Origin of the sequence: Sodalis sp. RH24 (assembly GCF_047324145.1) — a bacterium.
Taxonomy (GTDB): Bacteria; Pseudomonadota; Gammaproteobacteria; order Enterobacterales; family Enterobacteriaceae; genus Acerihabitans.
This window is the reverse complement of the sequence record NZ_CP178729.1, coordinates 5,360,592-5,386,767: the sequence shown is the minus strand read 5'-3', so window position 1 is coordinate 5,386,767 and position 26,176 is coordinate 5,360,592. Positions and strand designations below refer to the sequence as shown.

At 60.4% G+C, this 26,176-nt stretch carries 22 protein-coding genes and 1 tRNA gene; 9 read left to right on the top strand and 14 right to left on the bottom strand.

Translation table 11 applies throughout. The features are described 5' to 3' along the window. Positions 1-16 precede the first annotated feature (16 nt). From ACL2XG_RS24480 to rsuA, 6 genes are all read right to left on the bottom strand, one after another. On the bottom strand, positions 17-358 hold the full coding sequence (locus tag ACL2XG_RS24480) for a YejG family protein (protein ID WP_413723290.1): 342 nt from the start codon (positions 356-358) through the stop codon (positions 17-19). A 368-nt stretch (positions 359-726) separates the two neighbouring features. Next, complete coding sequence (gene efeB / locus ACL2XG_RS24475) at positions 727-2,013, bottom strand: iron uptake transporter deferrochelatase/peroxidase subunit (RefSeq protein WP_413723291.1); 1,287 nt, start codon at positions 2,011-2,013, stop codon at positions 727-729. Positions 2,014-2,026: 13 nt separating this feature from the next. Further along, positions 2,027-3,166, bottom strand: a complete 1,140-nt coding sequence (gene efeO / locus ACL2XG_RS24470; RefSeq protein WP_413723292.1) for an iron uptake system protein EfeO — start codon at positions 3,164-3,166, stop codon at positions 2,027-2,029. Between the two features lie 37 nt (positions 3,167-3,203). Continuing rightward, on the bottom strand, positions 3,204-4,034 hold the full coding sequence (gene efeU, locus ACL2XG_RS24465; RefSeq protein ID WP_410014289.1) for an iron uptake transporter permease EfeU: 831 nt from the start codon (positions 4,032-4,034) through the stop codon (positions 3,204-3,206). 1,419 nt (positions 4,035-5,453) lie between these two features. Continuing rightward, positions 5,454-6,659, bottom strand: coding sequence for a Bcr/CflA family multidrug efflux MFS transporter (locus ACL2XG_RS24460; protein WP_410016770.1), 1,206 nt, complete (start codon positions 6,657-6,659; stop codon positions 5,454-5,456). Positions 6,660-6,729: 70 nt separating this feature from the next. Beyond that, on the bottom strand, positions 6,730-7,440 hold the full coding sequence (gene rsuA, locus ACL2XG_RS24455) for a 16S rRNA pseudouridine(516) synthase RsuA (RefSeq protein ID WP_410014288.1): 711 nt from the start codon (positions 7,438-7,440) through the stop codon (positions 6,730-6,732). 204 nt (positions 7,441-7,644) lie between these two features. Between rsuA and ACL2XG_RS24450 the strand changes: the two genes are divergently transcribed. Continuing rightward, positions 7,645-9,405: a DEAD/DEAH box helicase gene (locus ACL2XG_RS24450; protein ID WP_413723293.1), complete on the top strand. Its 1,761-nt coding sequence runs from the start codon at positions 7,645-7,647 to the stop codon at positions 9,403-9,405. A gap of 128 nt (positions 9,406-9,533) precedes the next feature. Then, positions 9,534-9,818: a 50S ribosomal protein L25 gene (gene rplY / locus ACL2XG_RS24445; protein ID WP_410014286.1), complete on the top strand. Its 285-nt coding sequence runs from the start codon at positions 9,534-9,536 to the stop codon at positions 9,816-9,818. Between the two features lie 297 nt (positions 9,819-10,115). Here the strand turns inward: rplY and yejK are convergent, their stop codons facing one another. Continuing rightward, positions 10,116-11,123, bottom strand: coding sequence for a nucleoid-associated protein YejK (gene yejK, locus ACL2XG_RS24440; RefSeq protein WP_413723294.1), 1,008 nt, complete (start codon positions 11,121-11,123; stop codon positions 10,116-10,118). Between the two features lie 180 nt (positions 11,124-11,303). Here yejK and ACL2XG_RS24435 point away from each other — a divergent pair, with 180 nt between their 5' ends. From ACL2XG_RS24435 to ACL2XG_RS24425, 3 genes are all read left to right on the top strand, one after another. After that, positions 11,304-11,531, top strand: coding sequence for a YejL family protein (locus tag ACL2XG_RS24435; RefSeq protein ID WP_410014284.1), 228 nt, complete (start codon positions 11,304-11,306; stop codon positions 11,529-11,531). Between the two features lie 20 nt (positions 11,532-11,551). Further along, positions 11,552-13,327: an LPS biosynthesis-modulating metalloenzyme YejM gene (gene yejM / locus ACL2XG_RS24430; protein ID WP_410014283.1), complete on the top strand. Its 1,776-nt coding sequence runs from the start codon at positions 11,552-11,554 to the stop codon at positions 13,325-13,327. Positions 13,328-13,405: 78 nt separating this feature from the next. After that, positions 13,406-13,482 (top strand) — tRNA-Pro (locus ACL2XG_RS24425). A gap of 109 nt (positions 13,483-13,591) precedes the next feature. Here the strand turns inward: ACL2XG_RS24425 and ACL2XG_RS24420 are convergent. Then, entirely contained in the window at positions 13,592-14,533 is a 942-nt protein-coding gene (locus tag ACL2XG_RS24420) for an SDR family NAD(P)-dependent oxidoreductase (protein ID WP_410014282.1), read from the bottom strand. A 215-nt stretch (positions 14,534-14,748) separates the two neighbouring features. Then, positions 14,749-15,594, bottom strand: coding sequence for a metal ABC transporter substrate-binding protein (locus ACL2XG_RS24415; RefSeq protein ID WP_410016769.1), 846 nt, complete (start codon positions 15,592-15,594; stop codon positions 14,749-14,751). Between the two features lie 283 nt (positions 15,595-15,877). On the opposite strand from ACL2XG_RS24415, the gene ssuE reads away from it, so the two are divergent. The 4 genes from ssuE to ACL2XG_RS24395 all read left to right on the top strand — a co-directional run bounded on the left by ssuE (position 15,878) and on the right by ACL2XG_RS24395 (position 20,040). Then, complete coding sequence (ssuE, locus tag ACL2XG_RS24410) at positions 15,878-16,441, top strand: NADPH-dependent FMN reductase (protein ID WP_413723295.1); 564 nt, start codon at positions 15,878-15,880, stop codon at positions 16,439-16,441. A 117-nt stretch (positions 16,442-16,558) separates the two neighbouring features. After that, a complete protein-coding gene (locus ACL2XG_RS24405) occupies positions 16,559-17,545 on the top strand; it encodes an ABC transporter permease (RefSeq protein ID WP_413723296.1) in 987 nt (328 codons plus the stop codon). Continuing rightward, on the top strand, positions 17,542-18,384 hold the full coding sequence (locus tag ACL2XG_RS24400) for an ABC transporter permease (RefSeq protein WP_410014279.1): 843 nt from the start codon (positions 17,542-17,544) through the stop codon (positions 18,382-18,384). Before ACL2XG_RS24405 ends, ACL2XG_RS24400 begins: the two co-directional genes overlap by 4 nt. Before the next feature lie 6 nt (positions 18,385-18,390). Next, complete coding sequence (locus tag ACL2XG_RS24395) at positions 18,391-20,040, top strand: ABC transporter ATP-binding protein (RefSeq protein ID WP_410014278.1); 1,650 nt, start codon at positions 18,391-18,393, stop codon at positions 20,038-20,040. Between the two features lie 57 nt (positions 20,041-20,097). Here the strand turns inward: ACL2XG_RS24395 and ACL2XG_RS24390 are convergent, their stop codons facing one another. Genes ACL2XG_RS24390 through ACL2XG_RS24370 form a run of 5 tightly spaced genes read right to left on the bottom strand, consistent with a single transcriptional unit; the run spans position 20,098 to position 26,173 of the window. Continuing rightward, the gene (locus ACL2XG_RS24390; protein ID WP_410014277.1) at positions 20,098-20,910 is read right to left on the bottom strand and encodes an SDR family oxidoreductase; all 813 of its coding nucleotides are present in this window, start codon (positions 20,908-20,910) and stop codon (positions 20,098-20,100) included. A gap of 11 nt (positions 20,911-20,921) precedes the next feature. Beyond that, the gene (locus ACL2XG_RS24385; protein WP_410014276.1) at positions 20,922-22,154 is read right to left on the bottom strand and encodes an acyl-CoA dehydrogenase family protein; all 1,233 of its coding nucleotides are present in this window, start codon (positions 22,152-22,154) and stop codon (positions 20,922-20,924) included. A 9-nt stretch (positions 22,155-22,163) separates the two neighbouring features. Further along, positions 22,164-23,516 carry an LLM class flavin-dependent oxidoreductase gene (locus ACL2XG_RS24380; protein ID WP_413723297.1) on the bottom strand — a complete coding sequence of 451 codons (1,353 nt, stop codon included), beginning with the start codon at positions 23,514-23,516 and terminating at the stop codon, positions 22,164-22,166. Next, positions 23,513-24,868: an LLM class flavin-dependent oxidoreductase gene (locus tag ACL2XG_RS24375; protein WP_410014274.1), complete on the bottom strand. Its 1,356-nt coding sequence runs from the start codon at positions 24,866-24,868 to the stop codon at positions 23,513-23,515. The genes ACL2XG_RS24380 and ACL2XG_RS24375 overlap by 4 nt, the downstream gene beginning before the upstream one ends. A gap of 42 nt (positions 24,869-24,910) precedes the next feature. Next, positions 24,911-26,173: an acyl-CoA dehydrogenase family protein gene (locus tag ACL2XG_RS24370; protein ID WP_410014273.1), complete on the bottom strand. Its 1,263-nt coding sequence runs from the start codon at positions 26,171-26,173 to the stop codon at positions 24,911-24,913. Positions 26,174-26,176: the final 3 nt, after the last annotated feature.

Below are 26,176 nucleotides of genomic sequence, written 5' to 3'. Positions count from 1 at the left end.
CGCCCGGGTACTGGTCTTAAGAATAGTACGGCGCCGACGCGGGCTCGGCGATGGCCACGCCCATGTTTTTCAGCCGGCACAGGCCGGTGCATTCATCGTCACGGTGCAAAAATAGGCAAGGCTGCCCTTCGCATTCCAGCACCGAGCAGGTGACCTGGATTTCCACCAGGGAACGCGCCAGTTCCCGCATCACTTCCCACGCCGTATCGCCTTCATGGCTTAACAGCGTCAGGCCAATCAGGTCGTTATCGTCGCAATCACCGGCGGATATCGGTTCGACTTTGATGCCGCTAAACCCATTCAGCCAGCGGTAATATTGTGGCAAGCGATGCACCACGGATAACTGTAGATTTGTCACTCCACGTCCCCAGACGATTAAACTACTTAGTAACAATTTTATCACAATACTATAATCTTAGCGTGACATTAGCAGTCAATTTGTTCATAAAAACAGCATAGACACCTTTGAAATGAGAGACAGATCTCTTTTCGGCCTATATGTACCGCGTTAAACGCCGCAGCACAACTGTTTTTTATGCATTTGCATAACTTTAACTGAGCTTATTATTTACATTTTACGAACAAAATAATGCCACGGGAGGAAGGATAGGATGCGCTCCCGCCGTCGCGGCGGGTAAAGGGGACGGCGGTTCACGGGAAAATCGACATGCTCGCCGGCGCAGGGCAGCCGCGCCGGCAAAGCGGCAGAAGGGAAAACCGCCGGCGTTATGCCAGCAGCGACTGCGCCAGATAGCCGTCCTGGCGCTCTACCCCCGGCAGGGCAAAAAAGTAGCCCCCGCCGATGGGCTGGATATATTCTTCCAGCGCCTCGCCGTTAAGCCTGCGCTGCACGGCGAGAAACCCCTGCTCCAGATCCTGCTGGAAGCAGACGAACAACAATCCCATATCCAGCTGGCCGGAGCGGGAAACGCCCAGGGAATAGCTATAGCCCCGGCGCAGCATCAGGTTGCCTTGGGTGGCGGGCGTACGGGGATTGGCCAGACGCATATGGGCATCGAGCGGGATGACCTTGCCCTGCGGATCGCGGCTGTAGTCGGGCACGTCATGTTCATTGGCCATGCCCAGCGGCGCGCCGGTGCGCTTATCACGGCCGAAGATGGTCTGCTGCTCGTGCAGCGGCGTACGATCCCAGGACTCGACGTGAAAGCGGATAATGCGCACCGCCTGGTAACTGCCGTTTACCGCCCAGGCGGGTTCATCCGTACCGGCGCCGACCCAGATCACCCGATCCATCAGGCCGGGGTCGCGGGTATCCGGATTGCCGGTGCCGTCCTTGAAGCCCAGCAAATTAATCGGTGTCTCCTTGCCCCGGCTGCGCGCCGCGCTGGCGGAAATAAAGCCTTCGCGCTTCCAGCGCACGCTCAGCAGATCCGGGGTATGTTTAATGATATCCCGCAGCGCATGAATCACCGTGTCGCTGCCGTTGGCGCAAATTTGCAACAGCAGATCGCCATGGCATAAATCAGCGTCCAGCGCATCGTTGGCAAAACGCGTCATCTTTTGCAGCCGCCGGGGTTTCAGCGCGGCGAGGCCGAAACGATCGTCAAACAACGAGTCGCCCACCGCCACCGTGATGGTCAGGTTATCCGGGGCGATATGTTCGCCCAGAATGCCGGAGTCCATCGGCGGCAATTTATCATCCACCGCCGGCGCCTGCCCGCCGGTGGTTAAAAATGCAATCCTCTCGGTCAGCACGCGAAACAACCGCCGCAGATCGTCCTTATCCCCGGCCAGCACGTCAAACGCCACCAGCATCATGGCCGCCTGCTGCGGCGTGGTGATGCCGGCCTGCCGGGGTCCGTAAAACGGCTGGCGCTGCCAGCGCTCGTCGGGTGACAAGGTGCCGGGGGAATGCTCATCGGGAGCAGGAGCCGGCGCCGCCGCCGCGCTGCGCAACGCCAGGGCGCCGCCGAGGGCGCCAAGCCCCTTCAGCCAGCGGCGCCGTGATGGCGACGCCGCCTTACCGCTGTTTTTATCTTTATCAGCACTCATAAGGCGCTCAACCCTACTCCAGCCCCAGCACGCCGCGCAGCAGCGCCAGATCTTCCGCCAGGGCGGTGATCGGGCCTTTGAGCGCGGTGCGATCGGCATCGGTCAGCTTGTCATAAGACGCAAAGCCGTCTTTATTACGGTATTTCATCAGGACGTTATCCACCTTGGCAAAGTTACCGTCAATTTTCGCCAGCAGCGGCGCATCGGCTTTTTGCAGCAGCGGGCGCAGCAGGTTGACGATTTTTTGCGATCCGTCGATATTGGCCTGGAAATCGGAAAGATCGGTACGGCTGTAACGGTCTTCCTCGCCGCTGATCTTACTGGAGGCCACTTCCTCAATCAGTCCGGCGGCGCCGCCGACCACTTTACTCGGCGGGAAGGTCAGGTCGCCGATGCGTTTTTGCAGATCCTGGGTATCTTTATACAATTGATCGGCAAACGGGGCGGTGCCGGCCGTGGTTTTATCGCTGAAGAGGATTTTTTCCAGCCGGTGGAAACCGGTGAATTTCGGGTCGGCGGATTTCTGCTCGAAATCATCTTCGCGGGCATCAATACTGCCGTCCAGATCCGAGAACAGTTCGGCGATAGGCTCGATACGCTCGTAATACACGCGGGTGGGGGCAAACAGCTTCTGCGCGGTGGCCAGATCGCCTTTCTTCACCGCATCGGTAAAGGTCTTGGTATGGGAGACAAGCTCGCCGACCTGTTGCAGCACATAGACTTTATAATCGGCAATCGGCCCCACCAGCGCCATGGCATCCGGTTTCGCCGCGCCCGCGCCGCCGTCCGCCGAAACCGTCAGCTTGCCCTTCGGATTGCTCAGCAGGCCGCAGGTCATATCGTATTCCCCCGGCTCCAGGGTGGCGGTCATCTTCTGGGTAAAGCCCGGCGCCACGTTCTCGCGCTCCTCGACCACCATCACGCCCTTGAGGATTTCCCACTCCAGCCCTTTCTGGCTGGCGTTATGAATAATAAACTGCGTTTTGCCCGGTTTAACGGTCAGCGCCATCGGATCGCACTGCTTATCGTTAACGGTAATCTTGACCTGGGGAATATCGGCCGCCAGCGCGGGCCAGCCCCATGCCGACAGCACCGGCGCCACCAGTAAGGCGGCAGGAAGAATGCGGCGACGGAAGCGTTGCATATTGGACATTTTTTTTACCCTGAATAGTGGAACAATTTAATGGATTTTATCCGGCGACACGTGTCGTCCGGTTGCCCCGCGCAGGCAGGAAAAACATCACCAGGGCCGGCACCAGGTATAACAAATACACGGCCACTTCACTGACGGTGGGCGCTTCCTGATAACCCAGCAGCCCCTCAAGCAAGGTGCCGAACAACGATTGGGTGGACAGGGTGGCGCTGAAATCAAATGCGATTGCCTGGAAACCATTCCATAATCCCGCTTCGTGGAAAGCGCGAATTGCCCCGGCCGCCAGCCCCGCGGCCACAAACAGAATAAACAGGCTGGTCCATTTGAAAAACTTCTCCATGCGCAGGCGGATGCCGCCGTAATACATCAGCATCCCCAAGACGATGGCGCAGGCCAATCCCAACACCGCGCCGATGGGAGCCTCGATGCCCACGTCCTGCTGAAACGCCGCCAGCAAAAAAAACACCGATTCCAACCCCTCGCGGGCCACGGCAAAAAACACCATGCCCACCAGCGCCCAGCCCTGCCCGCGGGCATTGCTGAGCGCCTGATCGACGGCGCTTTCCAGCTGGGCTTTAATCGAACGGGACATCTTGCGCATCCAGAACACCATCCAGGTCAGGATGAGGACCGCCAGCACCGCCACGATGCCCTCGAACAGTTCCTGTTGCTTTTGCGGAAATTCGCCGGTGGTTTCGTTAATGACGACACCCACCGCCAGGCACAACAGCGCCGCGCTTAGCACGCCCACCCACACCGCTTTTAGCCAGCGGCCGCGGCCGGTCTTTTTCAGATAGCCGGCGATAAGGCTCACGATCAGCGCCGCCTCGAGACCCTCACGCAGCATAATCAGAAAAGGCACAAACATACCCATCACCTCGATGCTTTTGGGGGCGAGAAAAAGTAAAGAAACGTCAATTAAAACGATATTGATTATCATTACGAGGAAAAGAAACACAAGCGCAGATTTGCGACTATTTGTAACCGATGCGCTACAAAAGGTTTCAGGATAAATAAAAGGTAAAGGGGGCGTCAGGGGTTAAGTGGTCTCGGTGAGGGTTTTGTTTGCTGTGTCTTGGTTTGCCTTGTGGCAGGGTTTATGTCGCCTCGGCGCGGGTTTCGCTTACTGTGTCTTGGCTTGCCTTGTGGCAGGGTTTATGTCGCCTCGGCGAAGGTTTCGCTTGCCGTGCGTGAGGTTGTTATCTGTATTGCCGGGTGCCGGCAAGCGACAAAGAGGCCGTAGCGCGACGGCCTCCTTGACCTCCGCGCGTCCGGCAGATCGTGCGCCGCTGCGCGGTTCCCGGCATCACCCATCCCGGCTTTGGGACCGCACGGGACGCGCTCCCGGCGCGGCCCTTAGCTTTCGCCGCTCCCGGCGGCTCATCCAGCCGGGATGCGCGCTGCCGGCGCACTCTATGCCGGCACCACGTCAACACCATCGTCTGTGAGTAAAATAGCGTTTTTTGGTAGTAAGTAATATGCACGTACCGGGAAAAATATCGGTATTAATTTTGGGTTAACTTAAATTAGCTTGGCTTAGTTTAGCTAAGATTTGCGGCCAGCTACCTACTCTCACTGTGGCGGGTTTATGCCCGGCTACGTGGTTGTCTGACCATAATTTCCGGCGGTATGAGACGCTGGCCGTATGACTGCTGACGGTGTAAATGTTGGCTGCATCGCATGATGTATGACTGATAATTACCCGCTGCCGACTGCATGTATATTTGCATGTATGACTGACCTGTCGCGGTGCTTTTTGCATTGCGCAATGATTAGCCGCTTCTCTGTCTGCTGTACCACCTTCCACTAAACCCACAGCGGCGCCGATGCCCTATACATCACAGCGCTGGCCGCGACATAGGTCCCGGCATAAAGCGCGCTGACGGCGGCTGTGCCCCCGGCATGAGCCGCCGGGAGCGGCGAAAGGCCCGTTGCGCCGGGAGCGCATAACGGGCCGGTGCATCACGGGGACATGGGCGGCGGAAGGCATCGCGCAGCGACGCGCGACCTGCCGGGCGCGCGGAGGTCAAGGAGGCCGTCGCGCTACGGCCTCTTTGTCGCTTGCCGGCACCCGGCATTCCATATAACCGCCGAACGCACGGCAAGCGAAACCTTCGCCGAGGCGACATAAGCCCTGACGCACGCTAACGCAAAGCAGGCAAAACCCTCGCCGTGGCGACATTTATCTTCACGGCAGCCGAATATTGCCAGGACGGCGATCGCCAAACCTACACAAGACGTGTAAAAGGGAGAACGTGCCAACGCCCGGCGTGTGAAAAAGAGAACGCTATGACGCGGTACGCGCCGCCCGCCGCGGACGGCTGGCATACAGATAACACAACATCGCGCTGATGGTGCAAAACGCCATGGACAATACCATCGGCCAGGCGCTGGAAAACGTCGCCAGCGACAACAACGCGCCGATTACCGCGCCCACGCCGAACCGCAGCGTTCCCGCCAGCGACGAGGCGGTACCGGCCATATGCGGAAAATCATCCAGGATCACGGCCATGCCGTTGGACGTCACCATCGCCACGCAGCCGACAAACACCGCCACGCCGATAACCAGCGGCCAGAACCCCAGGTTCATGCCGCAGACGATCAACAGCCAGATACCCATCAGCAACTGGATAAACAACCCGAAACGGAACATCTTCTGCGCCCCGAAATGCCTCACGCTCCGGCTGTTGATAAGCGTCATGATAAACAAAAACAAGACGTTAAGGGCAAAATAATAACCGAAATTCTGCGGCGAAACGCCGTTAAGATTGATATAGACAAACGGCCCGGCGCTCAGGAACGAAAACATCCCGGCAAAGGAAAAACCGCTGGCCAGCATATAGCTGAACACCCGCTTATGGCGAAATAACGCGCCGAAGTTGCCGATGGTGGTGCGCAGATTAAACTTTTGCCGCCGCTCCCTGGGCAGCGTTTCCCGGATATACAGCATCACCAGCACGGTGGCCACCAGCGCCGTCAGGCTCATGATCCAGAAAATGGCATGCCAGTTAAACACCACCAGCAGCACGCCGCCGATGATGGGAGCCAGCAGCGGCGCCACCGTCATCACCAGCACCACAAACGACATCATGCGTGAAAAATCATCCTTGGTGAACATATCGCGCATCAGCGCATTGATCACCACGCTCGCGGCGGCGGCGGACAGACCATGCAAGAAACGCATATTGATCAGCTGCTCCACCGATTGCGACAGCGCGCAAGCCGCGGCGGCGACGGCAAAAAAGAACGTGCCGAACAGAATCACCGGCTTACGGCCCAGGCTATCGGCCAACGGCCCGTAAAACAGCTGGCCGATGGAAAACCCCAGCACATAGGCGCTCAGGGTCATCTGCACGCTCCCCGCGCCGACGCCGAACTCCGAGGCAATCAGCGGCATGGCCGGCAAATACATATCGATAGCCAATGGCATCAGCATCGACAATAAACCCAGGATGACGATTAAACCGATATGGGATGTCCGGTCTGCTTGCACGTTGTACGACTCCTCGTTCATGCCTTTATCAATCCTGCACGGCCGGCGGACGCACCGCCCGCCGTCGTTGTCACGGACGTGCCGGCGCGCCTATGCCGGCGATTTCATCGGCGGTCAGCGCGCGGTATTGGCCGGGTTCCAGATCCGCATCCAGCACGATGGCGCCGACACGTTCGCGATGCAGCGCCACCACATGGTTACCCACCGCGGCGAACATTCTTTTCACCTGATGATAACGCCCTTCGCTGATGGTCAGGCGCACTTCGCGCTCGGCAAGCTGCTCAAGCTGCGCGGGCCGGGTCGGCAGTTTTTCGCCGTGAAGCATCACCCCTTCGGTAAACTGACGCGCGATATCCCCGTCCAGCGGATCCTCAAGCGTCACCAAATAGGTCTTTTCACAGTGATGTTTAGGCGAGGTGATCCAGTGGGACCACTGGCCGTCGTCGGTCATCAACACCAGGCCGGTGGTATCGATGTCCAGGCGTCCGGCGGCGTGCAGCTTGTCCGGCACCGGTTCGTCCATAAAATACAGCACGGTGGGATGATCGGGATCGTCGGTTGAGCACACATAGCCCTGGGGTTTGTGCAGCATAAAATAGCGCGGGGCAAGTATCTGGTGCAGGACCCGATCGTCAAAGCGCACTTCATGTTGCGCCAGCAGTTGGAACGCGCCCTGTTTCACCGTATCACCGTCGACGGTCACCCGCTTGGCGCGCAGTTCCCGTTGCACCAGCGCCCGGCTGATACCTAACTGTTGAGATAAAAATTTGTCCAGTCGCATTAACGTCGTTTTGCCTGTAATCTTGGAAAGCGCCCGGCAACGATGGTCCACCCGCCCGGTAAGGGAGGCGCGCGGCCGGACCAAATGGCCCGAATCCGCTATCGTGCGGGAAAGGCGGCGAATGCCGCATATGCTTATAAAGTGAAATCACAGTATAACGGGGCTTGCCTGCCGAGCATAGCCGACAACGAGATTCATTTAGAGATGTCCTTCACCCTACGTCCTTATCAGCGCGACGCGGTCAACGCGGCGGTGGATCATTTTCGCCGCCACGACGAACCGGCGGTGATCGTGCTGCCCACCGGCGCCGGCAAAAGCCTGGTGATCGCCGAGCTGGCGCGCCTGGCGCGCGGCCGGGTTCTGGTCCTGGCCCACGTCAAGGAACTGGTGGCGCAAAACCATGAAAAATTCCAGGCGCTGGGACTGGAGGCGGATATCTTCGCCGCCGGTCTGCAGCAGCGGGACAGCCGGGGCAAAGTGGTGTTCGGCAGCGTACAGTCCGTTGCGCGCAACCTGGATCAATTCGACGGCGCGTTCTCATTGCTGATTATCGATGAATGCCACCGGCTCGGCGACGGCGACGACAGCCAATATCAGCAGGTCATCCGCCATCTGCGCCTCGCCCGGCCGGCGCTGCGCATCCTGGGACTGACCGCCACGCCCTTCCGCCTCGGCAAGGGATGGATATACCAATACCACCATCACGGCATGGTGCGCGGCGACGAGCGCAGTTTCTTTCGCGACTGCGTCTATGAGCTGCCGCTGCACTATATGATCAAACACGGCTTCCTGGTGCCGCCGGAGCGCCTGGATATGCCGGTGCTGCATTACGACTTCAGCCGCCTGTCGCCCAATATCAACGGCTACTATGCCGAGTCGGAGCTGAATACCGAAGTACGGCGGCAAAATCGCATCACGCCGCTTATCGTCGGCCAGATACAGGAGTACGCGGCGGATAAGCGCGGCGTGATGATCTTTGCCGCGACGGTAGAACATGCCCGCGAAGTCCTCGGCCTGCTGCCGCCCGCGCAGGCGGCGCTTATCAGCGCCGAAACGCCCCAGGCGGATCGCGACCGGCTGATCGACGCCTTCCGCCGGCAATCGCTACGCTACGTGGTTAACGTGGCGGTGCTGACCACCGGTTTTGACGCTCCCCATGTGGATATGATCGCCATCTTGCGGCCCACCGAGTCGGTCGGCCTGTACCAGCAGATTGTCGGGCGCGGACTCCGGCTCTATCCCGGCAAGACCCGATGCCTGATCCTCGACTATGCCGGCAACGGCCACGATCTATTTTCTCCCGAGATAGGCCAGGCCAAACCGGCCGGAACCGGCACGCCGGTCCAGGTATTCTGCCCGCTCTGCGGCTTTGCCAATATGTTCTGGGGCAAAACCACGCCGGAGGGCGAAGTCATTGAACACTACGGCCGCCGCTGCCAGGGTTTCGAGGAACAGGAAGATGGCGAACGCCGCCAATGCGATTTTCGCTTCCGCTGCAAGATCTGTCCGGACTGCGGCGCCGAAAACGATATCGCCGCCAGGCGCTGCCACGAATGCGATAAAATCCTGGTGGATCCGGACGATATGCTCAAGGCGGCGCTGCGGCTCAAGGACGCGCTGGTGCTGCGCTGCAGCGGCATGACGCTTGACTGCGGGGCCGACGGCAAAGGCGAATGGCTGCGCATCACCTACCATGACGAGGACGGCGCCGAGGTCGCCGAGCGTTTCCGGCTGCATACGCCGCCCCAGCGGCGGGTGTTCGAGCACCGTTTTCTGCGTCTGCACCAGCGGGCGCCGGGGGTGCCCTTTCCCTGGCAAACCGCCGCCGATATCCAGCGCGCGGCGGACCGGCTGCGCGCGCCGGATTTTGTCGTCGCGCGCCGCCAGGGCGCGTTCTGGCAGGTAAGGGAAAAGATTTTCGACTACCAGGGCCGTTATCGCCTGGCCCACGAATTGCGCGGCTGACGGGGTTTTATTTGCCCCGCCGGGGTATTTCCGGTAGAATTCCGCCCGCTTTACTTTAAAGCACGTCTATCCAACCTGCTGCTGGGTCGCCTGTAGCGGGGTTACTTTTTTAAGTATCGAGAAAATACATGTTAATTATTAATGCAGAAGTGCGTAAAGATCAGGGTAAGGGTGCGAGCCGCCGCCTGCGTCTAGCGAATAAGTTTCCTGCTATCGTTTATGGTGGCACCGAAGCGCCGGTCTCTATCGAGATGGACCACGAAATCGTGCTGAATACCCAAACCAAACCGGGTTTCTATAGCGACGTATTATCACTGGTTATCGACGGCGCCGAAACTCAGGTTAAGGTTCAGGCGGTACAACGCCATCCGTTCAAACCGAAACTGACTCATATCGACTTTGTCCGCGTTTAATCGCGACTAACCGATACGATAAAAGGACGCCGCTTACGCGGCGTTTTTTTTTGCCCCATGGCGCGGTAGGCCCGCCAACACCGTACTCACAGCAAACGTGTTCAAGGGAGACCGTGCCGATGGGGTTGAATCGGGCGTGGTTTTCCGCCCGACCGAAGCCCCATGGCGCGGTAGGCCCGCCAACACCGTACTCACAGCAAACGTGTTCAAGGGAGACCGTGCCGATGGGGTTGAATCGGGCGTGGTTTTCCGCCCGACCGAGGCCCCATGGCGCGGTAGGCCCGCCAACACCGTACTCTAGCTTCCGCCGTTCTGGCGACGGGTAAGCTGATCGCGCAGGTTCGGCGGCGTACCTTTGATGGTCAGGGTATCGGTGGCGGGGTCCCAGAAAATACGCTCGCCCAACAGCTGCACGTCAAAATTCAGCGTAACGCCGCCGCCGCTGCCGGCATACTTGGTCAACTGGCGCAGGGTGCCGCGGTCGGCCGGAAAACTCTCCTCCAGCTCATACCCCGCCCCGCTGGCAAACGCCTGAAAGGTTTTATCGCCCACCGGCGGCAGGGTCCCGGACAGCTCGGCCACCGCGATCTCCCCGCCGGACGACAGCTGATCCTTACAGTAGCTGTATACCTGCTGGCGCACATTCTGCCGCTCGCTTTTATCAAGCTGGGCATCGGCGCAATAATCATCCACCGCCTGCAACAGCCCGCGATTCTGCGCTTTGGCGTCCAGCCCTTCGCTGGCGGCGAGGAAATCCATAAAAAAGTCGGACACCTTACGGCCCACCCGTCCCTTCAGGAACGTCAGATAGCGCGCAGACTGCGGATTGGTATCCCATTCGGTCAGATCGATACGCGCCACGATATCCGCATGGTTTATATCCAGATAATGGGTACTGCTGATATCAAGCTGTTCATTCACCCGCATACTGCTCAGGCTGTTCAACACCGCGATCAACAGATATTCCACCGCCAGGTAGCGGTACTGACAAAACAAAACGACGCCGCCCTCGGCAAAAGGATATTTGGCCAGTTCGTCGCGCAGCCTGCCGGTGGCGGCGCGGGTAAACGCCAGGAAGTCTTCATCGCCCTTGCGGCAGCTGCGCAGCGCCGACGCCAGCTCGCTGCCCTCGTTAAACAGACCGTAGGCTTTGTTTTTCGCGCTATATACCCGGTGCAGCTCCGCCATCATCTCCGCCACCGCCGCGCTGGGGGACAAAAGCGAATCGCGCAATACCAGTTCCAGCGTTTGCTCATCGCGTTTGATAAGCTGATGCAACGCTATCTGGTCAATATCCAGACTCATGATTTATTCTCCTTCGGGCCAGGTGCGTATTCAAACACTGAATAGCCCGCAGCTCAACCGGTGTTGCGCTGGCACAGCACATTGCGCAGGGGCGCCCCGGCTGAAAAGCGATAAAAAAGCGGAAAAAGCGGAGTTGATACGGTAAGATAGCGGACTTTAACAGATTACTAAGAATATATTATGCCGCAAGCATCCCGTTATAGCGACGAAGAGGTTGAAGCATTGCTGGGCGAACTGTCGGCGGTGCTGGAAAAGCACCGTACGCCAACCGATTTGTCGCTGATGGTATTGGGTAATATGATTACTCATGTGATCAACACCAGCGTGGCGCCGGAACAGCGCAAAACCCTGGCAAACTCCTTCGGCGAGGCGCTGCTCTCCTCCGTCCGGACTCACGATACGCATTAATGAGCTGCCAAGACTGATTTATGGTGACAAATAGCCAGCGCTACCGTGACAAAGTTTCCCAAATGATCAGTTGGGGTCACTGGTTCGCCCTTTTCAACATCCTGCTTAGCCTTGGGCTCGGCAGCCGCTATCTTTTTGTCGCCGACTGGCCCGGCTCGCTGCTGGGCCGCGTTTTCGCGTTCACCAGCTGGCTCGGCCACTTTAGTTTTATCGTTTTTACCCTTTACCTGCTGATTATCTTCCCGCTGACCTTTGTAGTGATGTCGCAGCGACTGCTGCGCTTTCTGTCGGCCATTATCGCCACCGCCGGGCTGACGCTGCTGCTGGTGGATACCGAGGTATTTACCCGTTTCCACCTCCACCTTAATCCGGTGGTCTGGGAACTGGTGGTCAACCCCGACGAAGGTGAGCTGGCGCGCGACTGGCAGCTGATGTTTATCGGCATCCCCATCATCTTCCTGGTGGAAATGCTCTTCGGCACCTGGTCATGGCAAAAGCTGCGCAGCCTTAACCGGCGTAAAATCGGCAAGCCCGTGGCTATCGTGCTTATCTGCGCCTTTTTCGCCTCGCACATTATCTATATCTGGGCGGACGCCAATTTCTACCGGCCGATTACCATGCAGCGCTCCAACCTGCCGCTATCCTACCCCATGACCGCGCGCCGCTTCCTGGAGCGGCACGGCCTGCTGGATGCGCAGGAATACGAGCGTCGCCTGGTGCAGCAGGGCAATCCCGAGGCGGTGGCGGTGGAATACCCGTTAAGCCCGCTGCAATTCCAGAATAAAGGCAGCGGATATAACCTGCTGATCATCGCCACCGGCGCCCTGCGCAACGATACCGTCGACCAACAGATGCCGACGTTAAAGCAGTTCGCCGCCGACAACGTGCGTTTCACCAACCATTTCAGCACCGGCAATCATGCGGATACCGGGCTGTTCGGGCTGTTTTACGGCATTTCGTCTTCTTATATGGACGGCATCCTGGCGGCGCGCAAGACCTCGGTATTATTCGATGCGCTCGGCAAGCAGGGCTATCAGCTGGGCCTGTTCTCATCCAACGGCTTCGGCAGCCCGCTGGACAGGCAGGCGCTGCTGACCGATTTCAGCCTGCCGGAGCCGGTCAGCCAGCCCGACAGTCAGACCGCCCAGCAATGGCAACAGTGGCGCGCGGCGTCCACCGGCGATGCGCCCTGGTATTCTTACGTGGAATTCAACGGCACGGATATCAACGCCGGCCTGAATAACAAGCCCAACCTGGCGGAGCATTACCAGCAGGGCGCTCAGCGCCTGGACGGCTATATCGGCCAGATTATCGCCACCCTGCGCGCCAGGGGAGACCTGGAGCATACGGTGGTAGTGATTACCGCCGCCAACGGGCTGGAGCTCAACGATCGCAAGAACGGCCATCGGGAAGCCGGCACACGCCTTAACCGATACCAGCTGCAGGTGCCGCTTATCATCCACTGGCCGGGCACCCCGCCGCAGGTGGTGACCAAGCTGACCTACCACAACGATGTCACCGCCACGCTGATGCAGCGCCTGCTGCATGTCGCCACCGATGCCAGCGACTATACCCAGGGCGAGGATCTGTTTGCGCCAAGGCGGAGCAACGATTGGGTGGTCAGCGGCGATAACGGCACGCTGGTTATCAATACGCCGACCCAGAGCATCGTGCTGCAAAGCAACGGTGATTACCGCACCTACGATCTTAATGGCGACGTTATTCATAACGCCAAACCGCAGCTGGCGCTGCTTTTGCAGGTACTGACGGACGAAAAACGCTTTATTGCCAATTAACTGCTTAAATCTAAAGCAGTCAATTCAATGGGCTATTGCAATCAACGCAGGACAAGGTAGTATAGGCGCCCATGCAGTCGGCATGTAGCGCAGCCTGGTAGCGCACCGTCATGGGGTGTCGGGGGTCGGAGGTTCGAATCCTCTCATGCCGACCAATCATCCTGAAGAAAACCAACCACTTGTGGTTGGTTTTTTTTTCGTCTGAAGCGTGGTTGAAAAGCCAGGCGGCGGCTTAAGCGCGGGCGCCGGGTCTGGCGCGGGTCTTTATAAACATGATTGCCTGCCCTCCTCGTCTTCCCGTTTCATTCTCGCGCGAATGCCACCCTCAATGCGCAGGGTCTCCGCCATAGGCTCATAGATAGCCCCTTGCGTAGCGGCCACCGGCGGGGCTTTATGAACTTCGCGGTCGGCGATGTCCGCTGACAGCCGCTCGGTCAAATCCGGGAACAGATGATGGGAAATATTGGAGGAACCGGCCTTCCAGCCGACGGGCGTTTCTTCCTGTGGATTGACGCAGGCCCCGACGATGGCATCCACCACCAGCGCGGGATCGTCCATCGCCGCCATGCGCGGCGCATGGCCGCTGTAATTGGCGGCATGCAGCCACCAGGGCGTATCCACGGCCCAGGGCATAATGGTCGCCACCTTGATATTGGCGGCGCTGCCATCCAGACGCAGCTCTTCGTTGAGCGTGCGGCTGAGGCTCAGCACCGCGGCCTTGGAGGCGGCATAGGATGCCTGATAGGCCAGGGGCACTTCGCTGTCGATCGACCCGGTGTTTATCAGGGTGCCGAACCCCTGCATGCGAAATTGCCGGATTGCCGCGTGGGCGCCAAACAGGAGCCCTTTCAGGTTAACGTCGATAATGCGCGCATGATCCGCCGGCGGAATATCCCAGAATAGCCCCAGGGCGCCGATACCGACGTTATTGATCCAGATATCGATGCCGCCAAACCCTTCCAGCGCCGCCTGGGCCAGATGCTCGACGTCGGCGGCGTCACTGACATCGGTCCGCACCGCCAGCGCCGCGCCGCCGGTGGACCTGATGTGTGCGGCCAGATCTTCCAGCGCCGCCTCCCGCCTTGCGGCAAGCACGACGTTCGCGCCCAGTTGCGCGAGTTTGAGCGCCGTTCCCCGGCCAAAACCGCTGGATGCGCCGGCGATGACGACGGTCTTCCCCTTGAGATCGTGCTGGTGTGCTGACATGATGGATATCTCCATTTAATTAGCGCGCTTACCCAAAATGGGGAAATCCATCTCCCTGACCTGGAACCCTGGCCAGGGGACATAGTGCCGCGCGGAAGGCTATACCGATAGGTTCGCAATGGAATACGTCGGGATAGCCTCAATATAGTTGAAGATACTGCAGCGGGCAAAACCGTGGTTGTGACGCCCACCGCCGCCACGCGGCGGCGCTAGGGTTATTGCATGCTGGCGGCTATCGTCTCGACATTGTGTTTAAAGGCCGCCTCGTAGGTCGTCGCGGGCCCGCCGGCTTTCGATAACGATTCCGGATACAGTTCGCCACCCGGCTGCGCGCCGCTGGCGGCCGCCACCTGCTTCACCAGGCGCGGGTCGGTTTGATTTTCAATAAAGTAGGTTTTGATATGCTTTTCCTTAATCTGCCTGATCAAGCCGGCGACGTCGCTGGCGCTGGCTTCGGCTTCAGTGGAGAAACCGACCGGGGCGAGGAACTCCACGCCATACTCGGCGCCGAAATAACCAAAAGCATCGTGGCTGGTAATCACTTTACGTTTGTCCGCCGGGATGGCGGCGAAGGTGCTTTTTGCCCAGCTGTCCAGCTTTTCCAGTTTTTGTATATAGGCGCTCCCTTGCCGGCGAAAATAATCCGCATCCTCAGGATCCGCGGCAATCAACGCCTGCATAACATTGCGGGCATAAACTGCGCCGTTTTTGGCGCTGTTCCATGCATGAGGGTCGGTGACGGTTTTGCCTTCCTCTTCCATGTTGCGCGTGTTTACGCCCGTGGACGCGGTAATGATCTTGCCCTTATAGCCTGACGCCGTGATCAGGCGATCCATCCATCCTTCCATCCCCAGGCCGCTGACAAACACGACGTCGGCTTTATTTAACGCCTGGCTGTCTTTCGGCGCCGGCTCAAAACTGTGGGGATCGCCATCCGGGCCCACCAGGCTGGTCACGGTGACATGATCCCCGCCAACCTGTTTTACGATATCGGCCAGTACGGAAAAACTGGCTACCGTATCGACCGTTTTGGCCAACACGGCGGGGCTCGACACCATCATGGCCACCGCTAATGGTAGGGTTAAACGATTCAATTTTCTCTCCTTGCTGATAAACGCGCGCTATAAACGCCAGTTATTGTTACTTTATAACATAACATGTAGCGCGATTTGCTGGCAAGACTTAACGCCGGCGGTCATCATTTATTCAGCTATAGAAAGCCAAAAAAGATATTTTTATTTTTATTACATGCGTAATAAGGTGGTTGCGCATATGTAATGGCGCTGTATTTATTTTGAGATATTTTGTATTGGCAGAATATGATGATTGTTTCAAGGAGCTGTAATGAATGTTATTACCCTGGCCGGTAGTCCGCGTTCGCCCTCGCGTTCGGCGGCGCTGTTGACTATCGCCCAGCGCTGGCTGGAGGGACGGGGTATTAAGGTTACCCCCTGGAATGTGTTTAATTTTAACGCGGAAGATTTGCTGTACGCGCATTTCGACAGCCCCGCGCTCAATGACTTTGTCAGGCAGCTTGCCGGAGCCGATGGCGTGATTATCAGCACGCCTATTTATAAAGCCTCGTTCAGCGGCGCGCTGAAAACCCTGCTGGATCTGCTGCCGGAGCGCGCGTTCGAGCATAAAGTGGTGTTGCCGCTGGCCACCGGCGGCTCGGCAGGGCATATGCTGGCGCTGGATTATGCCCTCAAGCCGGTGCTTAACGCGCTGAAAGCCCAGGAGATCCTGCACGGCGTTTTCTCAGAAGACAGCCAAATCACCCGCTACGATGGCGATCCGTTGTTAAGCGCCGCGCTTGAAGGCAGATTGCTGGAATCCCTGGAGACCTTTACCCGCGCGCTGGAAAGGCAATCGCAATTCAGCCCCTTGCATATCTCATCCGCCTCGTAGGCCTCGGCAGCGGCCGCTGACAGGCGCGACGTGGAGAATAGAGTAAACCTTATGAAATTAGCTTGGTTTAATGACGGTAAACACCCCATATCCTTATTTTTAACGGGAGGATAAGCGATGCAGGGGAGAATTGGCTATATAGGCTGGCGGCTGTTCCAGATTTTGCCCACCACGTTTACCATTGTGCTGTTGGCCTTTGTGTTAATGAAATTAGCGCCCGGGGATGTTATTGATGTCGTGGCGGGAGAATCAGGCGGGGCCACGCCGGAATATATGGCGGAAATGCGTGAATTATATGGGCTGAATATTCCGATCTGGCAGCAGTTTATTCATTATCTCGAGTCGCTGGCGCATTTCGACCTGGGCTATTCCTTTCGGGAAAACACGCCCGTTGCCGATTTAATCCTCAGCCGGTTGTCCGCGACCATTACCCTGTCGTTGACGGCGATTATTTTCGCCCTGTTGGTTGGCGTGTTGCTGGGCATTATTGCCGCGCGCTACCGTGGTTCCTTCTTGGACGGGCTGATCTCGGTTTTTTCCACCATCGGTTTTGCCACGCCTTTATTCTGGATTGGCTTGTTGCTGATCGTCGTATTTTCCATTAATTTGCGCTGGTTTCCGGTGAGCGGCATCGCCACCGTCGGCGCCGACTACGCCAGTCAGGTCTATTACCTGCTGGACGTAGCAAGGCATTTGATCCTGCCGGCGTTATCGCTGAGCCTGTTCTTTCTGTCGATGTATGTCCGCATCACCCGTTCCTCAATGCTGGAAGTCTATGGACAGGACTTCGTGCGCACGGCCAGGGCCAAAGGATTAAGCGAATGGCGGGTAATATTCGGCCATATCCTGCGTAATGCCGCGCTGCCGATTATTACCATTACCGGCCTGGAAATCGGCGGACTGCTCAGCGGTTCGGTGGTGGTGGAAACCGTCTTCGGCTGGCCGGGTATCGGCCGGCTGGCCTACGACGCGGTATTTTCCCGCGACCTCAACCTGCTGCTGGGCATTTTCTTGCTCAGCTCCTTTCTGGTGGTGCTGATGAATCTGCTGGTGGATTTGATCTATGTCGCGCTGGATCCGCGCATCGGGAGACGCCGCCCATGATATCTCGCGGTTTTCGCGCGCGGCTGGCCCGCTCATATTCCACGCAGATTGGCCTGCTGTTATTGTTGCTGATCCTGTGCGGCGCGGCGGCGGCGTCCTATTTTTTCCCCGGCGACCCGCGCAATATGGTCGGCAGCCCGACGATTTGGCCCGGCGCCGATGCCCGGTTTCCCCTCGGTACCGACATGATGGGCCGCGATATGCTTTCCGGCCTGCTGTATGGCGCCCGCACCTCGCTGATGATCGGCCTGTTCGCCACCGCGCTTTCCGTGGTGCTCGGTATTGTCATCGGCGTGATCGCGGGTTATTTCGGCGCATCCTGGGTTGACGATATCCTGATGCGCCTGACCGAAGTGTTCCTGACCATGCCGCGCTTACTCTTTGCCATCGCCCTGGTGATGGTGCTGGGTCCCTCGACATTCAGCATTTCCCTGGCGCTGGGCGCGACCTCCTGGCCGCAAATCGCGCGCCTGGTGCGCGGCGAGGCGCTGCGCGTGCGCGAAATGGAGTTCGTGCGCGCCGCCGCCACCATCGGGCTTGGACACCTGCGCATCATCACCCGCCATGTCTTGCCCAACAGCATCGCGCCGGTGATGGTGGCCTCGTCGGTACTGGTGGCGCAGGTTATTTTATCCGAGGCGTCGTTATCCTTTCTCGGGCTTGGCGATCCCAGCGTGGTGACCTGGGGGGGCATGGTCGGCTCAGGGCGCGAGGTGCTGCGTACCGCCTGGTATATGACCGCCCTGCCCGGCCTGGCTATTTTCGTGACCGTTATGGGCTTTATGCTGATCGGCAACGGCCTGAACGATATTTATAACCCACGCCTGCATAGGAAGTAGATTACGATGGCAACAGAAGAGAAACCGACCGCCGCCGTCGACGGACCGATACCGCTCAAGCTGCTTGACGTGCGGGATTTACGTATTGGTTTTAATGGCGAAGAGATTGTGCACGGCATTTCTTTTCATATTAAGCCGCATGAAAAGGTCGCCCTGGTGGGCGAGTCCGGATCGGGTAAAAGCGTGAGCGCCATGAGTTTATTACACCTGATCCCCGGCGCCAGCGTGTCCGGACAGGCGCTGTACGGCAATACCGATCTGCTCAAGCTGCCCGAGGCGGACGTACGCGCCGTCAGCGGCAAGGATATTTCGATGATTTTCCAGGAGCCGATGACGGCGCTTAATCCCCTGCATCGGGTCGGGGAACAGATTGCCGAAGTTTACCGGCTAAAGCGGCGGATGGGCCGTAAGGACGCCTGGGAGCATGCCGTGGCCCGGCTCGCGGAAACCGGCATCGCCGAGCCGGAACGGCGCGCCAATGCCTATCCGCACCAGCTTTCCGGCGGGCAGCGCCAGCGCGCCATGATAGCCATGGCGCTGGCCGGCGAGCCCAAACTGCTGCTGGCTGACGAACCGACCACCGCGCTGGATGTGACCCTGCGGCTGCAAATCCTTGAACTGTTGTCCGCTTTGCAGCGCAAGAACGGCTTATCCATCCTGCTTATTACCCACGACCTGCACCTGGTGCGCCGTTTCGCCGATCGGGTCATTGTCATGGAAGCCGGCAATATCGTGGAAGTCGCCCCGACCGAACAGCTGTTCCAGGCGCCAAAACATCCCTACACCCGTCAGTTGATCAACAGCCGTCCGCAACGGGACATCGGCGCCGTCGCCGCAGACGACGCCGGGCAGCACCCGCGCCTGGAGGGCAAAGACCTGCAGATAAGCTACCCGGTTTCGCATCCGGGAATAGGCAACTGGTTCCGGCGCCACCGATTCCAGGCGGTCAAAAATGCCGACTTCGTGTTGCGGCGCGGACAAACCCTGGGCGTTATCGGCGAGTCCGGTTCAGGCAAAAGCACGCTGGCCGCCGCGGTGCTGGGACTGATGGATCATGAAGGCTCGCTGCTTATCGACGGCATGTCGTGGCAGCAGGCCAATGCGCACTCTTCCCTGGCGCGCCGGTCGCAACGGCGCAAAATACAGGCGGTATTCCAAGACCCCTTCTCTTCCCTGTCCCCGCGCCTGAATATTGCCCAGGTGGTGGGCGAAGGCCTGCATTTCCATCATCCCGAACTGTCGGCGCGGGAGCGGGAGCGGCGTATTACCGCGATCCTCGGCGAGGTGGGTCTTAACGAAACCCAGTTTCCGGGGCTGCTGCACCGGTATCCCCATGAATTTTCGGGCGGCCAGCGCCAGCGCATCGCCATTGCGCGGGCGCTGATTATCAACCCCGATATTCTGGTGCTGGACGAGCCTACCAGCGCTCTGGACGTTACCATCCAGCGGCAAATCATTACCCTGCTGCAGCGACAGCAGCGCGCGCATGGTCTGAGCTATCTGATCATTACCCATGATGTGGCGGTGGTGGCCGCCATGGCGCACCGGATTATCGTCATGAAGGAGGGTAACGTGGTCGAGGCGGGGGACGCCATGACCCTGCTAAACGCCCCGGTCCATCCCTATACGCGCAGCCTGATCCTGGCGGCGGCCTGATACCCCGGCACGCGCAGGCGCCAGGGGCGGGCGCCTGCGCCGCTGGCCGGCATACGCCTAAAAAACGGGATGCTGCCCGCCGTCCACGGCGATAAACGCGCCGACCACATAACTGGCGCGTTCGCTGGCCAGGAACAACACCACGTCGGCAACCTCCTCGGGACGGCCGAAACGGCGCAAGGGCAATCCGTCGCTGAGCCGGCTTAGCGCCTCCCCGGGCGTTATCCCCAGGCGCCGGGCTTCATGATCGACGGTCTGATCAATGCGATCGGTTAGGGTATATCCCGGATTGACGGCATTAAGCCGGATGCCGTAACGCGCGTAATACTGTCCCAGTCCCAGGGTGGACAACAGCAGCGCCGCATTGGCCGCACCACCCGCCACATGCGACGGATGCGGCACCCGCGCGCCGGTGCCGATAATATTGACCACGGCGCCTACCTGGCGCGCCGGCGCGCCGGCGCCCGCGGCCTGCGCCACCCAGCGTTTGAGCACCGCGTCCTGGGCGTGGATATAGGTATAATATTTGGCGTCCATGGCGGCATGCCAGGCGGCGCTGTCGAGGGATTCCGGCGGGTTGCGGCGCGCGGCGCCCGCGCTGTTCACCAGGATATCAATCGGCCCCAACTGCCGGGCCAGCTGTTCGACGGCGGCCTCCGCCTCATCGCTGTGGCTAAGATCGGCACGCGCCACGGCAATCTCCGGCCCGTCATCCGCCAGCGCCAGCCGCGCCTGCGCCAGATTGCGCGTATCCCGCGATACGATGCCCACCCGCGCGCCCTCGCGCAAAAAAGCCCGGGCGACGGCCAGGCCGATGCCTTTGCTGCCGCCGGTGACCAGCACCACTTTCCCCGCTAATCCGAGTTCCATAACCCCGCTCCTTAAATTTTTGTATTGATCGGCGGCAGTATGCCGTTTAAATAAAAATCCCCCACCGCCCGCGCCTTATACGCCACGGGATCGTGGGTGGTATGGGTACGCGCGTTGCGCCAGTGTCGGTCAAGGTTAAGCGCCGTCGAGGTCGCCGAGGCGCCGCCAAGACGGTAGATCATTTCGCTCACCCTGACGGCGGCCTCGGAAGTGGCGTATTTCGCCTCCGCCACCGCAATCGACGCCTCCCCCAGCAGGCGATCGCTCGCCTCGCTGCCGGCCCATTGTGCCGCCAGGGCGTGGTCCAGCGCTTGCGCCCCGCGCTCAAGCAGGGTTTCCGCACCGTGCGCGATAATGGCCATTTCACCGACGGTATGCAGCACATACGGATCGGCGGTGGCGCCGCTGACGCCGCTTTCGCGCAGCGCGCGCGCCTGGTTACGCCCGTAAGCGCAGGCGTCCTCCAGGGCCGCCCGGGCGATGCCGGCGTCGATGGCGGCATGGATCAGCTGCGCGAATCCCCCTTCATGGGTGCGGCGCTGGCCATAGGCGGGAATGCGTAAGATCTCCCCCTCGGCGATAAGCACATTGTCAAACACCGTGGTGCCGCTGGCGGTGGTGCGCTGTCCCATGCCGTCCCAGTCGTCGCTGACGGTCACGCCGGGGCGATCCACCGGGACGAACACCGCCGCCCGGCCCCCCTCCTCATGCACCGCCGTGACCAGAATAAGGCTGGAGAACAGACTGCCGGTGCTGTAATACTTGCGCCCGCGCAGGCGCCACTCCCCATTTTCCCGCGTCAGCCGGGTGGCCACGTCGCCGATAAAGGCGCCGTCACGTTCGGCGGCGGCGTTGCCCATCATTGCCCCCCGCAGCACCCGATCGAAGTAGTGCCGCTGCTGCGCGGCGCTGCCATATAACCGCAGTTTTTCCAGATTGGCGAATTGCGGCGCGATCGCCTGGGCGATATTGGGATCGCCCGCCGCCAGCAGGCATATCACGCGGGAAAAAGTCGTCAAGTCAGCTTCCAGGCCGCCGTATTCCCGCGGCACCCGCATCGACAGCAGCCCGCTTTGCCGCAGCGCGCGGATTTCCTCGTGGGGCAAGGCCCGCTGGCTATCGCGCCGCGCCGCGCCGGCGGCGAAACGCAGCCTGAATTGCTCCGCCGCCGCGATAAGCCCGGACATATCGTCTTCTCGCCCGCCTGGGCGCAAGGCGTGTTGCTGGTCATGGTCTGTCGGCATACCTGTTCCTTAATAATGATCGCGCGCCGCATAGCGACTGGCCGGGCGCGCCAGACCCATAATCTCCCGGGTGGTCGCGCCCTGATAGCGCCGGCGATATACCCCGCGCCGCTGCAGCTCGGGCACCACCAGGTCGACAAAATCCGCCAGGCCTCCGGGCAGCCAGCCCGGCATGATATTAAACCCGTCCGCGCCGCCCTCCTGGAACCAGGCGGTCATCATATCGGCGATATCCGCCGCGGTGCCGGTAAGCACCGGATGGCCCCGGGCGATGGCCACCTGCAAATATAAATCACGGATGGTGAGGTTATCGCGCCGGGCGATATGCCGGAGCAGCGCGATCCTGCTGTTGGCGCCCTCCCCGCCGGCCGCCGGCAGGTCGGGCAACGGCCCGTCCAGGGGATAACCGGACAGGTCGATGCCGCCCAGATGGTGCTCAAGCTGCGCCAGGCCAACCTCGGGGTGGATAAGCGATTGCAGATAATCGAATTTTTCCTGCGCCTCGCCCCGGGTGCGGCCCACCACCGGAAACAATCCCGGCAAAATACGCAGCGCGCGCGCCGATCGCCCCGTCGCCCGCGCCTGGCTCTTTAACTGGCCATAAAACGATTGCGCGTCCGCCAGGGTGGTCTGCGCGGTATAGATAACCTCGCCCACACTGGCGCCGAGCGCCATGCCGGCCCCCGATGAACCGGCCTGCACCAGCAGGGGGTGGCCCTGCGGCGGCCGGGCGATGTTCAGGGGACCGCGCACGCTGAAAAATTCGCCCCGGTGGTCCAGGGCATGCAGTCCTTCCGGCCGGAAATAGACGCCCGCGTCCCGCTCGGCCACGATGGCATCATCATCCCAGCTGTCCCACAGGCCGCGCACCACGTCGACAAACTCCCCGGCGCGGCGGTAGCGCTCCCCGGCGGGCGGGATGGACCCGGCGCCGAAATTTTCCGCCTCCGCATCGCTTGAGGAGGTGACGATATTCCATCCCGCCCGGCCGCCGCTCAGGAAATCGAGCGAGGCGAATTTGCGGGCGATATGGAAAGGCTCGTTAAAGGTGGTCGACGCCGTGGCGATAAGCCCGATATGCCGTGACGTCTGGCTCAGGGCCGACAGCAGCGTTAAGGGTTCAAAATGCGCCTTTGGCCCCCGCCCAAGGCGTTCGGCCGAACGGTCGCGGATGGCCAGGCCGTCAGCGAGGAAGAACAGGTCGAACAGACCGCGTTCGGCGATCTCCGCCACCTGCCGGTAGTGGGCGAAATCCATCGGCCCCAGGGGATTAACCTGTTGGTGGCGCCAGCTGGCCAGATGCCGGCCGGTCATCTCGACAAACACGCCGAGGTTCATTTCATGCCGCGCCGCGCCGCTCATGCTGGCGCTCCCGTCGCCCGGCCGGCATAACGGTTGGCCGGCCGCGCCAGCCCCAGATGGTCGCGCAGGGTAGCGCCGGTATACTCGTGGCGAAACAAGCCGCGCCGGCGCAGTTCCGGCACCACCTGGTCGATAAATTCCAGCAGGCCGCCGGGCAGCCAGGGCGCCATGATATTAAAGCCGTCCGCCCCGCCGCCGGTAAACCGTTCCTCCAACTGGTCGGCAATTTGCGCCGCCGTGCCGAAAATCGCCCAATGGCCGCGCGTGCCGGTGACATGCCAGTAGAGCTGGCGGATGGTCAGATTTTCACGCCGGGCGAACGCCGCCAGCAGCCCCTGCCGGCTCTGGTTTCCCTGCGTCGGCGGCAGTTCCGGCAGCGGCCCGTCGATGGGGTAGGACGACAGATCGACGCCGCCCAGGTGGCGGGCCAGGACCGGCCAGCCGATTTCCGGGTCGACCCATGACTGCAATTGCTCGAATTTTTCCCGGGCATGAGACTCGGACTCGCCGATAATAGGGAATACGCCCGGCATGATTTGCAACTGATCGGGATGGCGCCCGTAAGCCGCCATCTTCTGTTTAACGCTGCGGTAAAACGTCCGCGCATCCTCAAGCGTTCGCTGGGCGGTAAAAATCACCTCAGCCCGGCGCGCGGCCAGGTCCTGCCCGTCGTGCGACGACCCCGCCTGCACCAGCACCGGCTGCCCCTGGACCGGGCGCGAGATATTCAGCGGGCCCCGCACCTTAAAAAACCGCCCCTGGTGATCCAGCACATGCAGTTTGCGCGGGTCGAAAAAATGCCCCGTCGCTTTATCATTGAGCAGCGCGTCGTCTTCCCAGCTGTCCCATAATCCCTGCACCACGTCCACGAACTCCTGGGCGCGCTGGTAGCGCAGGCCGTGCTCCATCACCTCGTCACGATTAAAATTCAGCGCCTCGCCCAGCGTCCAGGAGGTCACCACGTTCCAGCCCGCCCGTCCCCCGCTGATATGATCGAGCGAAGCGAACTTGCGCGCGACATTGAACGGCTCGTTATAGCTGGTGGAGGCGGTGGCCACCAGCCCGATTTTTTCGGTTACCATCGCCAGGGCGGACAGCAGGGTGAGCGGTTCATAGTTCACCGTGCGCGTCGTTCGGCCGATATATTCGTCCTCCTCGTACTGGAAAGTCATCTGATCGCCTAAGAAAATCATATCAAACTTGGCCGCTTCGGCCCGGCGGGCCAGCAGTTTGAAATGCTCCAGGTTCATGCCGGCGTTAACCGGGGCGTCGGGATGCCGCCAGGCGCCGATGTGATGGCCGACATCCTGTAAAAACGCGCCCAGGCGCAGCTGTTTTTTCTGTTGTGTCAAGGTTAGCGCTCCGCTTGTTTACCCTGCTTCCACCCGCCCCCATCAGTCATACATGGTGATGGGGGGCGGCGTCTGGTTAAGGTAATAATTGCCGACCACGCGATAGCGGTGATTGATCGGGTCGTGGGTGGTATGGGTGCGTGCGTTGCGCCAGTGGCGGTCAAAGTTGTTCTCACGCAGCGTCGCGGAAGAGCCGCCGACCTCGTAAATCAGCTCCGCCGCCCTGAGGGCGGCGCCGTTGCAGACGATTTTCGCCTCGGCCGTGGCGATGGAGCCGTCTATCAGCTTCTGCTCCAGTTCATCCCCGGTCTCGCCGCCGTGCCAGGCGGACGCCGCGGTGTCCACCAGCGCGGCGGCGCGCAGCAGGGCCGCCTCGGCGCCATGCGCGTGGGCGATGATATTGCCGATGGTATGCTGGACAAACCAATCGTCGACGGAGCGCTGTACCCCGGAATCGGCGCGCGGCCGCGCGCCGCGATGCGCCCAGGCCACGGCGTCGTCCAGAACCGCCAGAGCGATGCCCACCTCAATGGTGGAATGCAGCATTTGCGTGGCCGCCGGCTGGTAGTTGCGCTTTTTGCCCTCGTCGCTGGTGTAGAACATCACCTCCTCGTCCGCCACCGCGACATCCAGGAATTCGGTGGTGCCGCTGGCGGTTAACCGTTGCCCCATGCCGTCCCAATCGTCGTGCTGCACAATGCCCGGCCGGGCGCGGGGCACAAACGCCGAAACTGTGTCGCCGCGATCATCCTTAGCGGTAACCCGCAGTCGATCCGCCATCAGGCCCCCGGTGCTGTAGAATTTTTTACCGCGCAAACGCAGCCCCTGCGGCGTTTGCACCAGCCGGGTGGTCATCTCCGCCACGAACTGCCCGCCGCGTTCGCCGGTCGCGCCGCTGATTAAATCGCCGTGCAGCAACCCGTGGAAATAACGCGCCTGCTGGGCGGCGGTGCCCGTCAGGCGAATACGCTCCACCGAGGTGAAATGCGGGATCAGCACCTGGGCCACGTTGGGATCGCCCTTCGCCAGCAGGATGACGATGCGCGCCAGTTCCGCATAAGACAGTTCGGGCCCGCCATAGGCCCCGGGCACCCGCGCCGCGCCGATACCCGCCCGCAGCACCCAGTCCAGTTCCGCATGGGGCAGAATACGTTCCTTGTCCCGTCTCGAGGCGTCGGCCGCCAGCCTGGCGCCGAGTTCCGCCGCCCGGGTTATCACATCGCCGGCGCGGGTATCAATCCCGGCGACCGCTTCGGCAAATCGGCCGGCCGGCCCGGCGTCGATGGTGGAAGAAGATAAAGACATAAA

Bases quoted from the DNA above. Each gene is read 5' to 3' on its own strand.
- efeB (WP_413723291.1), bottom strand. From the start codon at position 2,013: ATGAGTGCTGATAAAGATAAAAACAGCGGTAAGGCGGCGTCGCCATCA.
- efeO (WP_413723292.1), bottom strand. From the start codon at position 3,166: ATGTCCAATATGCAACGCTTCCGTCGCCGCATTCTTCCTGCCGCCTTA.
- efeU (WP_410014289.1), bottom strand. From the start codon at position 4,034: ATGTTTGTGCCTTTTCTGATTATGCTGCGTGAGGGTCTCGAGGCGGCG.
- rsuA (WP_410014288.1), bottom strand. From the start codon at position 7,440: ATGCGACTGGACAAATTTTTATCTCAACAGTTAGGTATCAGCCGGGCG.
- ACL2XG_RS24450 (WP_413723293.1), top strand. From the start codon at position 7,645: ATGTCCTTCACCCTACGTCCTTATCAGCGCGACGCGGTCAACGCGGCG.
- rplY (WP_410014286.1), top strand. From the start codon at position 9,534: ATGTTAATTATTAATGCAGAAGTGCGTAAAGATCAGGGTAAGGGTGCG.
- yejK (WP_413723294.1), bottom strand. From the start codon at position 11,123: ATGAGTCTGGATATTGACCAGATAGCGTTGCATCAGCTTATCAAACGC.
- ACL2XG_RS24435 (WP_410014284.1), top strand. From the start codon at position 11,304: ATGCCGCAAGCATCCCGTTATAGCGACGAAGAGGTTGAAGCATTGCTG.
- yejM (WP_410014283.1), top strand. From the start codon at position 11,552: ATGGTGACAAATAGCCAGCGCTACCGTGACAAAGTTTCCCAAATGATC.
- ACL2XG_RS24420 (WP_410014282.1), bottom strand. From the start codon at position 14,533: ATGTCAGCACACCAGCACGATCTCAAGGGGAAGACCGTCGTCATCGCC.
- ACL2XG_RS24415 (WP_410016769.1), bottom strand. From the start codon at position 15,594: ATGATGGTGTCGAGCCCCGCCGTGTTGGCCAAAACGGTCGATACGGTA.
- ssuE (WP_413723295.1), top strand. From the start codon at position 15,878: ATGAATGTTATTACCCTGGCCGGTAGTCCGCGTTCGCCCTCGCGTTCG.
- ACL2XG_RS24405 (WP_413723296.1), top strand. From the start codon at position 16,559: ATGCAGGGGAGAATTGGCTATATAGGCTGGCGGCTGTTCCAGATTTTG.
- ACL2XG_RS24400 (WP_410014279.1), top strand. From the start codon at position 17,542: ATGATATCTCGCGGTTTTCGCGCGCGGCTGGCCCGCTCATATTCCACG.
- ACL2XG_RS24395 (WP_410014278.1), top strand. From the start codon at position 18,391: ATGGCAACAGAAGAGAAACCGACCGCCGCCGTCGACGGACCGATACCG.
- ACL2XG_RS24390 (WP_410014277.1), bottom strand. From the start codon at position 20,910: ATGGAACTCGGATTAGCGGGGAAAGTGGTGCTGGTCACCGGCGGCAGC.
- ACL2XG_RS24385 (WP_410014276.1), bottom strand. From the start codon at position 22,154: ATGCCGACAGACCATGACCAGCAACACGCCTTGCGCCCAGGCGGGCGA.
- ACL2XG_RS24380 (WP_413723297.1), bottom strand. From the start codon at position 23,516: ATGAGCGGCGCGGCGCGGCATGAAATGAACCTCGGCGTGTTTGTCGAG.
- ACL2XG_RS24370 (WP_410014273.1), bottom strand. From the start codon at position 26,173: ATGTCTTTATCTTCTTCCACCATCGACGCCGGGCCGGCCGGCCGATTT.